This window comes from Verrucosispora sp. ts21 (genome assembly GCF_002879555.1).
GTDB lineage: Bacteria > Actinomycetota > Actinomycetes > Mycobacteriales > Micromonosporaceae > Micromonospora > Micromonospora gifhornensis.
Genome location: NZ_PNOZ01000004.1, coordinates 139,906 through 154,871 on the forward strand (window position 1 = coordinate 139,906; position 14,966 = coordinate 154,871).

Annotated in this window: 7 protein-coding genes; 5 read left to right on the forward strand and 2 right to left on the reverse strand. The window is 74.0% G+C overall.

Annotated features, from left to right (window positions below):
- Window positions 1-30: 30 nt before the first annotated feature.
- The 4 genes from C1A38_RS02910 (at window position 31) to C1A38_RS02925 (ending at window position 4,208) form a co-directional block, all read left to right on the forward strand.
- Window positions 31-1,440 carry a flavin monoamine oxidase family protein gene (locus C1A38_RS02910; protein ID WP_102656262.1) on the forward strand — a complete coding sequence of 470 codons (1,410 nt, stop codon included), beginning with the start codon at window positions 31-33 and terminating at the stop codon, window positions 1,438-1,440.
- A 50-nt stretch (window positions 1,441-1,490) separates the two neighbouring features.
- On the forward strand, window positions 1,491-3,062 hold the full coding sequence (locus C1A38_RS02915) for a GMC family oxidoreductase (RefSeq protein WP_102656263.1): 1,572 nt from the start codon (window positions 1,491-1,493) through the stop codon (window positions 3,060-3,062).
- A 110-nt stretch (window positions 3,063-3,172) separates the two neighbouring features.
- Window positions 3,173-3,592, forward strand: a complete 420-nt coding sequence (locus C1A38_RS02920; protein WP_102656264.1) for a YybH family protein — start codon at window positions 3,173-3,175, stop codon at window positions 3,590-3,592.
- A gap of 70 nt (window positions 3,593-3,662) precedes the next feature.
- Complete coding sequence (locus tag C1A38_RS02925; RefSeq protein WP_102656265.1) at window positions 3,663-4,208, forward strand: flavin reductase family protein; 546 nt, start codon at window positions 3,663-3,665, stop codon at window positions 4,206-4,208.
- Window positions 4,209-4,546: 338 nt separating this feature from the next.
- Here the strand turns inward: C1A38_RS02925 and C1A38_RS02930 are convergent, their stop codons facing one another.
- Window positions 4,547-6,106 carry an aspartate aminotransferase family protein gene (locus C1A38_RS02930; protein ID WP_102656277.1) on the reverse strand — a complete coding sequence of 520 codons (1,560 nt, stop codon included), beginning with the start codon at window positions 6,104-6,106 and terminating at the stop codon, window positions 4,547-4,549.
- Between the two features lie 10 nt (window positions 6,107-6,116).
- Window positions 6,117-6,515, reverse strand: coding sequence for a YybH family protein (locus C1A38_RS02935; RefSeq protein WP_233196579.1), 399 nt, complete (start codon window positions 6,513-6,515; stop codon window positions 6,117-6,119).
- A 218-nt stretch (window positions 6,516-6,733) separates the two neighbouring features.
- Between C1A38_RS02935 and C1A38_RS02940 the strand changes: the two genes are divergently transcribed.
- The coding region (locus tag C1A38_RS02940) for a type I polyketide synthase (protein WP_146017415.1) at window positions 6,734-14,966 on the forward strand (8,233 nt) is incomplete at its 3' end.

The following is a 14,966-nucleotide window of genomic DNA, read 5'->3' on the forward strand; positions in this document are numbered from 1 at the left end:
ACCCACCAAATCCCACAGGGGACGACACCAATGAGCAACACCACATTGTCCGGACTGCCGCTCACCCGGCGCGGCGTCCTGACCGCGGTCACGGCGGCCGCCGCCGCGCACACCATCCTGCGTCCATCGCAGGCATCGGCGACCCGCAGACGCCACGCGTACGACGTCATCGTGGTCGGCGCCGGCTTCGCCGGCATCACCGCGGCACGGGACCTGCGGCGCAAGGGACTGCGCGTGCTGATCCTGGAAGCACGCAACCGCATCGGCGGACGCACCTGGACCAGCACCTTCCAGGGCGAACAGGTCGAGATGGGTGGCGTCTGGGTCGACCCGATGCAGACCCACGTGTGGCAGGAGATCGAGGACCAGGGAATCGGCCTCGTCGCCGACCCGGAGGCCGACCGGGCGCTGTTCCCGACCGCCACCGGCTTCGGCTACTTCAGCCCCGAGGAGGCGTTCGGCCGGCAGGGTGAGCTGCTCACCCAGTTCTGCGAACAGGCACCGCAGGTGTTCTCCGACCCGACGGACCCGATGGCCCAGGCCGACGTGCTGCGCCTCGTCGACTCGTACAGCATCCGCGACCGACTCAACGCCATGGGCCTGAGCACCCTGGACGAGAAGTGGCTCTCCGGGGCCACCGGCGGGCTCGGCGGGGGATCCGACCGCGGCGCGTACACGCAGTTCCTGCACTGGTGGGCGCTGTGCAACTACAACGCCGAGCAGTACTACGGCATCAACACCTTCCGACCGGCCGGCGGCATGACCGGACTCGCCCAGGCCATCCTGAACGAGGCGGCAGCCGACCTGCGGCTCAACTCGCCGGTGCGGTCCATCACCGACAACGGCCGCGAGGTGACCGTCCGCACCAGGGCCGGCATGTCGTACACCGCCTCCTCGGTCGTGGTCGCGGTCCCGGTGAACGTCTGGAACACAATCGATTTCGCACCGGGCCTCAGCCTGCAACGGCGGCGCGCCTCCAGCGAGACCTTCGGCGTGCCCGGCGCGCAGAAGTTCTGGCTGCGGCTGCGTACCTCGCTCGGCAACACCTACGTGCACACCCCCGACGGATACCCGGTGGACACCCTGGTGCCGATCAAGCAGCTCGCGGACAGCCAGCTGATGGTCGGGTTCAGCAACGACCGTCGGCTCAACGTCAACAACGTGGCACAGGTCGAACGTGCCGTACGGCTGGTCGTGCCGGACGCGAGGGTGCTGGCCGTCAAGGGCCAGAACTGGGGCGCCGACCCGTACGCGCGCGGCGGCTGGTCCTTCCGCCGGCCCGGCCAGCTGACCGGGCTGCTCGACGCGATCCAACGCCCCCAGGGCCGGATCTCGTTCGCCACCAGCGACATCGCCAGCGGGTGGAGCGGCTACGTGGAAGGGGCGATCGAGTCCGGACTGCGCGCGGCCGAACAGGTGACGCACTACGCGTTCAGGTGACCGGATCCCGGCCGGTCCCGCCCGTGCCAACCGCATCGCGAGGAGGAACAGTGGAATTCGACTACGTGGTGGTGGGGGCGGGATCGGCCGGGTGCGCGGTGGCCGCCCGGCTGTCCGAGGATCCGACCGTCACCGTGGCGCTGCTGGAAGCCGGCGGCCCCGACGACCATCCGGACATCCGGGTCCCGCTGGGCGCCCTGGAGCTGATCGGCTCCGAGCTCGACTGGGACTTCGGCACCCTGCCCCAGCCACACCTGGGCGGCCGGGAGGTGCGCTGGCCGCGCGGCCGGGTGCTGGGCGGCTCGTCGGCGACCAACTTCCAGATGTGGGTGCCCGGTCACGCCGAGGACTTCACGTCGTGGCCGCCGTCCTGGTCGTGGGAGCAGGTCCGGCCCTGGTTCCGCCGGGCCGAGCACTGGGCGGGCCCCGCCGAGGACAGGGGAGCGCTCGGCACCGGCGGCCCGTTGTGGATCTCACCCCAGCGAGACCCGGACGCCAGCAGCCTGCGTTTCCTGCAGGCGTGCGCGGAGGTCGGGCTCGCGCCGGTCGACGGCGGGCTGGCCGGTCCGGACAACCGTGGGTACGCGCTGACCCCGGTCACCCAGCGCGACGGCGCCCGGTGGAGCAGCGCGGACGGGTACCTCCGGCCGGCCCTGCACCGCCCCAACCTGACCGTGCTCACCGGCGCCCAGGCGCACCGGGTGCTGATCGACGCCGGCCACCGCGCCACCGGCGTGCGACTGGCCGACCGGACCGTCACCGCCCGCCGCGAGATCGTGCTCAGCGCCGGGACGGTCGGCTCGCCGCACCTGCTGCTGCTCTCCGGCATCGGCGACCCGGACGACCTGCACGCGGCCGGGGTGCGCCCACAGGTGGAGCTGCCCGCCGTTGGACGCGGCCTGCACGACCACATGATCCTCGATCTGGCGGTCCGGGCCGATGACGCGACCCGCTTCCTGCAGGACGGCCAGGAACGCTACCAACGCGATCGCATGGGCCCGCTGACCTCCAACATCGGCGAGGCGGTGGCGTTGCTGCGGGCCGACGGCGCGGCGGGCGCACCGGACGTGGAGCTGATCTGGTCCCCGATGGCGTTCGACGACACCGGCACCCCGATCCCCGGCTACACCCTCGGCGTCGTGCTGCTGCGCCCCCGCAGCCGGGGCCGGCTCACCCTGGGCAGCGCCGACCCGCACACCCCGCCGCGCATCGACCCGGGTTACCTCACCGACGACGCCGACCTGCAGACCTTCGTGGCGGGCGTCCGGTTCGCCGAACGGATCCTCGACTCCGCGGCCCTGCGCACCCTGCACCAGGGGCCGGTGGTGCCGTGGCCGGCCGACGGCACGGTGGCCGAGTACGTCCGGCAGCGGGCGCAGACGGTGTTCCACCCGGTCGGCAGTTGCCGCTTCGGTGACGTGGTCGACGCCGACCTGCGGGTGCACGGCGTGACCGGGCTGCGGGTGGCCGACGCGTCGGTGATCCCCGAGGCGCCGCGTGGTCACACCCACGCCCACGCCGTGATGATCGGTGAGCGCGCCGCGGACCTGATCCGCGCGTCCGGGGTGTCGCACCCGGCAGCGCAGGAGGTCGTCGACGAGCGTCCCGTGGCTGCCCGGTAACCCGCATGGAACGCTGCGTGAGAGGTTGATTACCGGGAATCAGAATTGATGCCGTTGAATGTGTTGTGGTGCGCCGAACGTACCGATCCCCACCCGGAAGTGAGGACACGATGACCCAGACCGACGTGAGCAACCTGAGCCTGGAACTGACCGACGACCCGGAGACCCAGAACGCGGTCTTCCTGGCCGCGTTCAACTCCGGCCGGGGTGACCTGTTCGACCTGCTCTACCGTTCGGACGCGATCTCCAACCTGTCCGGCCAGCCACTCGCCGGCGCGGCCCGCACCGAGGCGATCACCAAGCTGCTGGCCACCGGCCCCAAACTGCACTCGGTGGTGCGCGACTCCGTCGTGGCCGGCGACACCTCGCTCATCATCGTCGGCTTCGAGCTGGAGGTGACCGCCGCCGACGGCACCCGGCAACGGATCACCGGCCGCTGCACCGACGTGCTGGTCCGCGAACCCGACGGCAAGTGGATCATGGCGGTGGACCGCCCGGTGGCCGAGCACACCGAGACCCTCGGCGCCTGAGGCCGCAGCGGCTTGCGTCCCGCCGTCGGTCGGGACGTGGGCCGCGCCACCACGGCGGGAAGGACCGCACATGGATACGGCCACCAACGCATCCCTGGTCGGCGCTGCCCAGATGCGCTCGACGATGTCTCAGTTCGCCACCGGCGTCGTGGTTCTCACCGTCGGCGGCGACCACCTGCACGGCATGACCGCCAACGCCTTCAGCTCGGTATCGCTGGAACCACCCATGGTGCTGTGCTGCGTCGGCAAGAACGCGGTGATGCACCGGGCGATCACCGGGTCCGGCCACTTCGCGGCCTCCGTGCTCCGGGCCGGGCACGAGACGTACGCCCGGCACTTCGCCAGCCGCGACCGACCGCTGGGCAGTGCACAGTTCGCGGTGGGCGACTGGATCCCCGGGGCACTCACCGGCGCGCCGCTACTCACCGACAGCCTGGCCTGGGTCGAGTGCGCGCTGGCCGACGTGTACGAGGCCGGGGACCACTCGGTCTTCCTGGGCAGGGTCATCGGCTCCGGCCACCGCTCCGGCGCCGGACTGCTGTTCTTCGACGGCGAGTTCCACCCCACGACGACCTGGCCACCCAGCACCGACGCCGGCCCGACGGACAGCATCTGACAACCCTGCCGACCCACGGCCCCCGGGAGGCGCGCAGCCGCACCGGGACCCGGCCGAAGCACCCGAACACCAACAGGCGGACAGCGGCGCCTGCCGCGTGACGCCCCCGACCGTCGGCCTTCAAGACCACGACCAGGTCTTGAAGGCCGACGTCACGGTCTTGAAGGCCGACGTCACGGTCTGGACGGTGACGTGACGCAGAACCCGAACTCACCGACAGCCTCCGAGAACGTCCCCGACGCCTTCTTCCGTGTGTCGGCACCACCCGGTGGGCCCGCACGACGACGGCCGCCGATCGCGATGATCGGCGGCCGCCACCCCGGCTGATGTGGAGGAGATCAGCCGGTCAACAAAGTCGGGTCGTTGGCGCGGATCAGCGCGCACACGTCGGTCAGCCCGGTCACCAGGCGGGCGATCGCCTCGTCGGTCACCGCGAGGGACGGCTGGAAACGCAGCGTGTGCGGCGCGCTGGCGGTCGGGAACACCCGAATCCGGTGCGCCCGCAGCAGCCGCCCCGCGACCATGTAGCCGAAGAGGCCGTTGCGAGCGAAGTCACGCACCACCCCGGCCGGCGCGTCGGTCTGGTCGCGGAACTCCAGACCCTGCATCAGGCCCCGGCCCCGCACCTCGGCCACCACGTCCGCGTTGGCCTCGGCCACCCCGTCCAGGGCCGCCCGCAACGCGTCGCCGCGTTCCCGCACGGTCCGGTACGCCTGCCCGCCGTCCGCCTCGAGCAGGTCGACGACGGCCAGTCCGATGTGACACGACAGCGCGTCCTTGGCGAACGTGGAGCTGTGCACCAGCTCGAACTCGGGCTGGTAGCGGCTGTCCCGCACCAGCAGCACGGCGTTCTTCACAAGCCCGCCGCCGATGCTCTTGGCCAGCAGCACGTAGTCGCCGAGCAGCCCGGCCTGTGCGCCGGCGAAGAAGGTGCCGGTGCGACCCACGCCGGTCTGGATCTCGTCCACCACCACGGGGAACCCGCCGGCCTCGGCGGCCTGGCGGATCTCGGCCGCCAGAGCGGCGTCCAGCGGCCGGATGCCGCCCTCGCCCTGCACCGGCTCGGCGAAGAACGCGGCGATCACCGGCAGGTCCCGCTCGACGAGCCGGACAGCGCCGTCGCCGGACTCCAGGTCGAACACCGTGACCCGCTCGGCCTCGACCGCCTTGGCCACCGCGCCCGGCCGGTCCACCGGCACGAACCGGGCTGGTGCGGCAAGCGTCCGGAATGGCAACCGGTAGGCCGGATTGTGGGTGAGCTGCACGCTGGCCGCGAGCTTGCCGTGGAAGGAGTTCTCCAGGGTCAGGAACACCGGTCCGCGAGCCAGCTGGGCCGTGTTGTGCTGCCGGACCGCGGCGATCAGCCCGTCCACGCCGGTGAACGCACCCAGTCGGGCGGTGGCCGCGTCGCCGGGCAGGCCGGCCCCGGCCGCCGCGGCCGCCCGGGCATCGTCCAGGTGCGTGTCGATCTCGGCGATCAGCGCGGCGACCCGCTGACCGCGTTCCATCTCGGCGTGCTTGAGCGCGCACTCGGCCGCCTCGGCCCCGGTGTTGGCGAAGATCGCCCGGTAGGGCTCCGCGATGCCGAACTCGCGGTGCAGCACCCGGTTCAGCGAGGCGGCCAGGTCGTTGGCGTACGGGTGTCGGGAGAACTGCGCGTGCACCGGCACCTGGCGCTCCAGCAGGTCGTGCAGCAGCCGGGTCAGGGTCGGATGGTGGTGACCGAAGATCAGCGACCCGTACCCCCCGACGAAGTCGTCGACGGCCACCTCGGCGCCGGTGTCGTCGACGAAGTAGAGGGTGTCACCGCTGGCCCGGGAGTAGGGCACGGCCAGGCCCAACTGGTCGAGTAGTCCGCCGAGGTGCGCCTCGGCCAGCTCGGGGAGTTCGGTGGTCACGGCGGCCACCTCAGACACTGTCGCCGTAGGCGTTGTCGACCGCGTAGCGCCACTTGCCGTCGGAGCCCCGGCGCAGGACGTCCAGCCCCGTCCCGGTCAGGTGCGTGGTGCCGCCCGCGCCGTCCGGGTGATCGATGCTCCAGTCCACCACGAGCAGCGCGGCGTCGCCGGCGACGTACGACTCGCGCAGCTCGGCGCGCATCGACGGGCGGGACGCGACGAACTCGCGTACCGCGTCGACGTGCTCCTGGCCGCGCAGCGGCTTGCCCGGTTCCCAGATGGTCACCGCGTCGTCGGTGTAGAAGCTGAGCACCGTCTCCGCGTCGCCGGAGTTCATCGCGTTCACGTACCGGGCGGTTACCTGTCGGGCGTCGTCGGCCAGCTGGGTGTCGTCCACTGAGGAGGTCATGCGTACACACCTGCCTTTCGGTAGTTGGGCACAACATAGAAGCCATGGGTGACTGTGCAGTCACTCAGCGGTAATCGTCATTCCATCGACGGTCATCGAGAGAGTCGAGCGACTGGAGCGTGACTGAGCGCTGACGCTCCGTCGCCGATCCATTGATAGAAACGGATCAACCGCCGACTGCGGTTCCCAGGGGAAGCGACGAAGGGCAACCGAACGCGATGACCCACGACACGCACGCCGACGCCCCGACCACCGACACACCCGGCGCCCCGCACACCGCCGACACCGCGGTGGCCGTGGTCGGACTCTCCTGCCGCCTACCCGGCGCGGCGGACCCGGAGGCGTTCTGGGAACTGCTGGCCCAGGGCCGCGACGCCGTCACCGACGCACCCGCCGACCGCCGCCCCTCCGGCGACGACCACACCCCGGGCGCCCTGCGCGGCGGATTCCTGGACCGGCCCGGCGACTTCGACGCCGCCTTCTTCGGCATCTCCCCGCGCGAGGCCGCAGCCACCGACCCCCAGCAGCGGCTCGTCCTGGAACTGGTCTGGGAAGCCCTGGAGGACGCGGGCATCGTCCCCGCCGACCTGGCCGGCACACCGACCGCCGTCTACGTGGGGGCACTGCGCGACGACTGGGCCGGCCTGATCCACCGCGCCGGACCGGACGCGGTCACCGGGCACACCAACACCGGCACCCACCGCGGACTCATCGCCAACCGCGTCTCGTACGCGCTGGATCTGCGCGGCCCCAGCATGGTCGTCGACACCGCCCAGTCGTCGTCACTGGTCGCCGTGCACCTCGCCGCCGAGGCCGTCCGCGCCGGCACCGTTCCGCTGGCCGTCGCAGCCGGGGTCAACCTCAACCTGCTCGCCGACGGCGTGCACACCGCGCAACGCTTCGGAGGACTGTCCCCGGACGGCCGTTGCCACACCTTCGACGAACGCGCCAACGGCTACGTCCGCGGCGAGGGCGCGGCCGTCGTGGTCCTCAAACCCCTGACGCAGGCCCACGCCGACGGCGACGACGTCCTCGCCGTCCTGCACGGCAGCGCGGTCAACAACGACGGCGCCACCACCGGACTGACCGTGCCCAGCGCAGACGCCCAACAGCGGATGCTGACCCGGGCGCACACCGCCGCCGGCATCGACGCCGCCGACGTGCAGTACGTGGAACTGCACGGCACCGGCACCCCCGTCGGCGACCCGATCGAGGCGGCCGCGCTCGGCGCCGTCTTCGCCGCCGGCCGCGACCCGGCCGACCCGCTCCTCGTGGGCTCGGTGAAAACCAACATCGGCCACCTCGAAGGCGCCGCCGGCATCGCCGGACTGGTCAAGGCCGTGCTGAGCATCCGGCACCGGATGCTGCCGCCCAGCCTGCACTTCGCCCGACCCCACCCGGCCATCCCCCTGTCCGAACTGCGACTGCGGGTCGCCACCGCGCACAGCCCGTGGCCGCACCCCGACCGGCCGCTGATCGCCGGGGTGAGCAGCTTCGGCATGGGCGGCACCAACTGCCACGTGGTGATCGGCGAGCCACCACCGTCGCCGGCGTCCACCCCGACCGACCCCCTGCCGACCGGCCCCGCGCTGGTCACGCTCTCCGCCCGGACCGCACCGGCCCTGCGCGAGCAGGCCACCCGGTTGCTCGAGCACACCGGCCGCCACCCCGCCACCCCGCTGGCCGGCCTCGCGCACGCGCTGGCCACCTCCCGGACCGCCTTCCGGCACCGGGCCGCGGTGTGGGCGGACGACCACGCCGAGCTGACCGCCGCCCTCACCGCCCTGGCCGACGGCACGCCCTCGGCCCACCTGGTCACCGGCGAGACCGCCACCCATCCCGGCGTCGGAGTGCTGTTCACCGGCCAGGGCGCGCAACGCATCGGGATGGGCCTCGGGCTGCGCACCGCATTCCCCGTGTACGCCGCAGCCTTCGACGAGGTCTGCGCACACCTCGACCCGCTGCTGCCCCGCCCGCTGGCCGACATCATCGGCACCGGTGACAGGCTCGACGGCACCGACCTGGCCCAGCCTGCGCTGTTCGCCGTCGAGGTCGCCGCGTACCGCCTGATCGAGTCCTGGGGGGTCACCACCGCCCGGCTGCTCGGCCACTCCATCGGTGAGATCGCCGCAGCCCATGTCGCCGGGGTGCTGTCGCTGCCCGACGCCTGCACCATGGTCGCCGCCCGCGGCGCACTGATGCGCGACCTGCCCGCCGGGGGCGCCATGATCGCCGTGGACGCCCCGCCGGACGGACTGCGCCCGTTCGTCGACGCCACCCCGGACCGGCTGGCCGTGGCCGCGGTCAACGGTGTGCGGGCCACCGTGCTCTCCGGCGCCGGCGCGGAGATCGACGCGGCCGCCCAGGCCCTGCGCGCCGCCGGGCACCGGGTCAAGCGGCTCACCGTCAGCCACGCCTTCCACTCACCGCTGATGGAACCGATGCTGCCCGCCTTCCGCCAGGTCGTCGCCGGGCTCACCCTGCGACCGCCGCGCCTGCCGGTGGTCTCCACCCGCACCGGTGGCCTGGCCGCGGACGCCCTGACCACCGTGGACCACTGGGTCGCCCAGATCCGCGAACCCGTGCTGTTCGCCGCGGCCGTCCGCGCCGCCGCCGACGCCGCGCCCGCGATGATCGAGGCCGGTCCGGACGGCGTCTGCGCGGCCCTGGTCCCCGGCTGCGGACTCGACGACGGCACCGTCGTCGCGGTGCCGCTGCTGCGCGCCGGAACCGACGAAACCCGGTCGGCGCGCACCGCCCTGGCCCGGCTGCACGTGCGCGGTGTCCACACCGACCCGGCGGTCTGGGCGCCGCCGGTCGGACGGCGGCCGCGGCTGCCCACGTACGCCTTCCAGCGGCAGGACTTCGGCACCGGCCCGGCCGCCGCGCCCGCGCGCCCGCCCACCCCGGCCGCACCGCCCACCCCGACGGCAGCGCCCGTCCCGACGGCAGGGCCCATCGAAACGCCGCGGATCGACACGTCGGCGCTGGTGGCCGCGCACGTCGCGGCGGTCCTCGGCGTGCCCGACCCCGACCTGGTCGATCGTCAGGCCACCTTCCGCGACCTCGGCGTCGACTCGCTGATGGCCGTCGAACTACGCGACGCGTTGGCCGCCGCGACCGGCACCACGCTTCCCACCGGCCTGCTGTTCGACCACCCCACCCCGGACGCCCTCGCCGCCCACCTCGCCGGCCGCACCCCCGCCGCCACGGGCACCGACGCCACGGCCGCCGCCGGCGAGCCGATCGCCATCGTCGGCATGGCCTGCCGCTACCCGGGCGGCGCCGACACCCCGGACGCGCTGTGGCAGCTGATCGTCGACGAACGCGACGCCGTCGGACCGTTCCCCACCGACCGTGGCTGGCCCGCCGCCCTGTTCCACCCCGACCCCGACCACCCCGGCACCAGCTACGTGCGCGAGGGCGGATTCCTGCCCGACGCCGCCGCGTTCGACCCCGCCTTCTTCGGCATCTCGCCCCGTGAGGCGCTGGCCATGGACCCGCAACAGCGGCTGCTGCTGCTCACCGCCTGGGAAGCCCTGGAACGCGCCGGCATCGACCCGGAAACCCTGCGCGGCAGCCGCACCGGGGTGTTCGTCGGCGGCACCGGCGGCGACTACGGCCCCCGCATGCACGACGGCGGCACCGCCGGCGAGGGCCACATCCTCACCGGCACCACACCCAGCGTGATGTCCGGGCGCATCGCCTACCACCTCGGCCTGGCCGGCCCGGCGCTCACCGTGGACACCGCCTGCTCGTCCTCGCTGGTCGCCCTGCACCTGGCCGTCCGGTCGCTGCGCAGCGGAGAGTCCACGACCGCTCTGGCCGGCGGCGTCACCGTGCTCGCCACCCCCGGCATGTTCCTGGAGTTCTCCCGCCAGCGCGGCCTCGCCCCCGACGCCCGATGCAAGTCGTTCGCCGCCGCGGCCGACGGCACCGCCTGGGCCGAGGGCGCCGGCCTGCTGGTCCTGCAACGACTCAGCGACGCCCGCCGCGCCGGACGCCCCGTGCTGGCCGTCATCCGCGGCTCCGCGGTCAACTCCGACGGCGCCTCCAACGGACTGACCGCCCCCAGCGGCCTGGCCCAGCGCCAGGTCATCCACACCGCGCTGGCCGACGCCGCACTGGCCCCGCACGACGTCGACGCCATCGAAGCACACGGCACCGGCACCGCCCTCGGCGACCCGATCGAGGCCGAGGCGCTGGCCGCCGCGTACGGGCCCGGCCGCGAACGTCCACTGTGGCTGGGCTCGTTGAAGTCGAACATCGGCCACACGCAGGCCGCCGCCGGGGTCGCCGGCGTCATCAAGCTGGTGCAGGCCATGCGCACCGGCACCCTGCCACGCACCCTGCACGTGGACGCGCCGACCCCCCGGGTCGACTGGGCGGCCGGCCCGCTGCGCCTGCTCACCGAGGCCCGCCCGTGGCCGACCGACGCCACCCGCCGGGCCGCCGTCTCCTCGTTCGGCATCAGCGGCACCAACGCCCACCTGATCCTGGAACAGGCACCCCGCGACCCGGACCCGCAACCACCCGCCGAGGTGCCCGTACCCTGGCTGATCAGCGCCCGCGACCCGGACGCTGTCGCCCGGCAGGCCGGCCGGCTGCACGCCGCACTGGCCGCCGGCGACGCCCCCCACCCCGCCGCCGTGGCCCGCACGCTGGCCGGCCGGACCCGGTTCCCGCACCGCGCCGCGGTCGTCGCCCGCACCCACACCGACCTGCTCGCCGGCCTGACCAGCCTGGCCACCGGGACGGACGACGCCCGGGTGGTCCGTGGCCTCGCCGAGCGGCCCGCCCGCGTCGCGTTCGTCTTCGCCGGCCAGGGCGCCCAACGGCCCGGGATGGGCGCCGAGCTGGCCGACGCCTTCCCCGTCTTCGCCGCCGCGCTGCACGAGGTCGCCGCCGCCCTGGACCCGCACCTGGACCGCGCGTTGACCGACGTGCTCAGCGCCGAGGACGTGCACCGCACCCGGTACGCCCAGCCGGCGCTGTTCGCCGTCGAGGTCGCCCTGGCCCGGTTGCTGGCCCACCACGGCCTGCGACCGGATCTGGTCGCCGGTCACTCGGTCGGCGAGGTGGCCGCCGCGCACGTGGCCGGGGCGCTGACCCTGCCCGAGGCGGCCGCCCTGGTCGCCGCGCGCGGCCGGCTGATGGACCGGGCCCGCTCCGGCGGGGCGATGCTGGCGGTGCAGGCCAGCGAACAGGAGGTGCAGGCCACGCTGGCCGCGTACCCGCAACTGAGCCTGGCCGCGGTCAACGGACCGACGTCGGTGGTGCTCTCCGGTGACCCCGACCCGATCGTGGAAGCGGCCGCACACTGGGCCGTCAAGGGCCGACGCACCCGGCGGCTGCGCGTGAGCCACGCCTTCCACAGCGCCCACATGGACGAGATCCTCACCGAGTTCGCCGAGGTGGCCGCAGCCCGCGAGGTCACCGAGCCGCAGGTGCCGTTCATCTCCACCGCGACCGGCGACCGGCTGCCCGGCGACCGGCTGGCCGACCCCGCCTACTGGACCGGCCAGCTGCGCGGGACCGTCCGGTTCGCCGACGCGGTGACCAGCCTGCGCACCCTCGGAGCCACCGTCTTCGTCGAGGTGGGACCGGACGCCGCGCTGGTCCCGGCGATCCTGCAGACGCTTGGCGACGCCAACGCCACCGTGATCTCCACCGGTCGCGCCGGCCGCCCGGAACCGGAGACCGCCATCCTGGCCGTGGCCGCCGCACACACCGCGGGCGCCCCGCTCGATCCCGCCTCGATCGGCGTCGGCTCACCGCCGGCGGACCTGCCCACGTACCCGTTCCACCTGGACCGCTACTGGCTCGCCCCACGCACCTCGGCCGACCCGACCGCACACCCGCTGCTGCACACCACGGTGGACCTGGCCGACCGGGCCAGCCTGGTCCTCGCCGGGGAACTGTCCCGGTCGGACCTGCCGTGGCTGGCCGACCACGTGATCAACGGCGCTGCGCTGGTGCCCGCCACCGCGTTCCTGGAGATGGCCCGGGTGGCCGGCGAACGGGCCGACGCGACCCGACTGGACGAGCTGACCCTGGCCGCCCCGCTCGCCGTCCCCGCCCAGGGCACCCTGCAGGTCCAGGTCAGCGTGGACGAACCGGACCCCGACGGCGGTCGCCGCTTCACCGTGCACGCCCGGGCCGACAGCGGCGCGGCCCCGCAGGACTGGCGACGCTGCGTCACCGGCCGACTCGTCCCGACCACCGTCGCCGGCACCGGGCCCGCGGACGCGCCGTGGCCGCCGCCGGGTGCGGTCGAGGAACCCATCGCCGACCTCTACCCCCGGCTCGCCGAGGCCGGCTACGACTATCGCGGCGACTTCACCGCGGTCCGCCGGCTGTGGCGGGTCGGCGACGAGGTCTGCGCCGACCTGGAACTGCCCAGCGACGCCGACCCCGCCCGCTACCGCATCCACCCGGCGTTGCTCGACGCCGCCCTGCACCCGGTCGTGCTGCAGGCCGCATCCCGCACCGCCCCGGGCCGCATCCGGCTGCCCTTCACCGTCACCGGCGCCGATCTGACCGGCACACCCGGCCACGCCCTGCGGGCCCGGATCACCCCGGCCGGCCCCGACACGGTGACCATCACCCTCACCGACGCCACCGGCCGCCCGGTCGGCCGGATCGAGGGGCTCACCCTGCGCGAGGTGGACACCCGCGACCTGGCCGCCGCCACCGGCGGCACCGGCGGGCTCTGGACACTCGGCTGGCAGCCACTGCCCGCCCCGTCCCGCCCGGCCGACCCCCGCGAGGTGCTCACCCTGGACGGTGACGACGACCCGCTGACCGCCGTCCGCACCGCCCTGCACACGGTGCGCGAACGGCTCACCGGCCCACTCACCGTGGTGACCCGCCACGCGGTCAGCACCCCCGGCGATCCCGCCCCCGATCCGGCCGGCGCGGCCGTCTGGGGCCTGCTGCGCAGCGTCCAGGCCGAACATCCGGACGTCACCCTGGTCGACCTCGGCGACGGTGCCGGCCCGGAGGCGGTGGCCGCCGCCGTCGCCACCGGCGAACCGCAGGTCGCCGTGCGCGGCGGCACACTGCTGGCACCCCGCCTCGGCCCGGCGCCCGCCACCGGGGACGCACCGGTGATCGACCCCGCCGGCACGGTCCTGATCACCGGCGGCACCGGCGGGCTGGGCCGGCTGATCGCCGAGCACCTGGTCACCACGTACGGGGTGCGTCACCTCGTCCTGGTCAGCCGACGCGGCCCGGACGCCCCGGACGCCGCCGCGGCCACCGCCGCGCTGCGCGAGAACGGTGCCGAGGTCCGCGTGGTGGCCGCCGACGTCACCGACCGCGACGCCGTCGCCGCCGTGCTGGCCGCCATCCCGGCCGCGCACCCGCTGACCGCGATCGTGCACGCCGCCGGAGTGGTCGACGACGCCACCGTGGCCACCCTCACCGACGAGCAACTGGACCGGGTGTGGCGAGTCAAGGTGGACGCTGCCCAGCACCTGCACGACCTGACGGCCGACCAGCCGCTGACCGCGTTCGTGCTGTTCTCCTCGATCGCCGGAGTGCTGGGCACGGCCGGGCAGGCCGGGTACGCGGCAGCAAACTGCGCCCTCGACGCCCTGGCTGCGCACCGGCACGCCGCCGGGCTGCCCGCCACCTCACTGGCCTGGGGCCTGTGGGACACCACCACCGGGATGGGCGCGGCGCTGCGGGACGCCGACATCGCCCGCTGGGCCCGGCTCGGCATCGAACCGCTGACCCCCGCCCACGGCCTCGCCCTGTTCGACCGGGCGCTGCGTTCATCCGAACCGGTCCTCGTGCCGGTGGCCCTGGAACCGGCACGGCTGCGCACCGACGACCCGCTGCCGGCACCCCTGCGCGCGCTGGCACCGGCCCGTCCGCGCCGGGCCGCCGCGCCCCCGAGCGGCGACTGGGCGGCGCACGCCGCCAGGCTCGACGAATCGGAACGGCACGCGTACGCGCTGGACACCGTCCGGACCGCCGCCGCCGCGGTGCTCGGCCACGACAGCCCGGCCGGTGTGCTGCCGGAGGTGCCGTTCCGCGACGCCGGCTTCGACTCGCTGACCGGAGTCGACCTGCGCAACCGCCTTACCGCCCTCACCGGCCTGCCGCTGCCGGCGACGCTGGTCTTCGATCACCCGACCCCGGCCGCAATCGCCGAATATCTGGTCGCAACGGTCAACGGTCCCGCCGCCGAGCAGGCCCCGGCTGCGGTGGTGGTGGCCGATGAGGATCCGGTGGTGATCGTTGGTATGGGGTGTCGTTTCCCGGGGGGTGTCACGTCACCGGATGGGTTGTGGGATCTGGTGGTGGGGGAGCGGGATGCTGTCGGCCTGTTCCCGGAGAACCGGGGTTGGCCGGCTGATCTGGTCGATCCGGATCCGGAGGCGGTGGGGAAGTCGTATGCGGGTGAGGGCGGCTTCCTGTATGACGCGGATCTGTTTGATGCGG

Bases quoted from the DNA above. Each gene is read 5' to 3' on its own strand.
- C1A38_RS02910 (WP_102656262.1), top strand. From the start codon at position 31: ATGAGCAACACCACATTGTCCGGACTGCCGCTCACCCGGCGCGGCGTC.
- C1A38_RS02920 (WP_102656264.1), top strand. From the start codon at position 3,173: ATGACCCAGACCGACGTGAGCAACCTGAGCCTGGAACTGACCGACGAC.
- C1A38_RS02925 (WP_102656265.1), top strand. From the start codon at position 3,663: ATGGATACGGCCACCAACGCATCCCTGGTCGGCGCTGCCCAGATGCGC.
- C1A38_RS02935 (WP_233196579.1), bottom strand. From the start codon at position 6,515: ATGACCTCCTCAGTGGACGACACCCAGCTGGCCGACGACGCCCGACAG.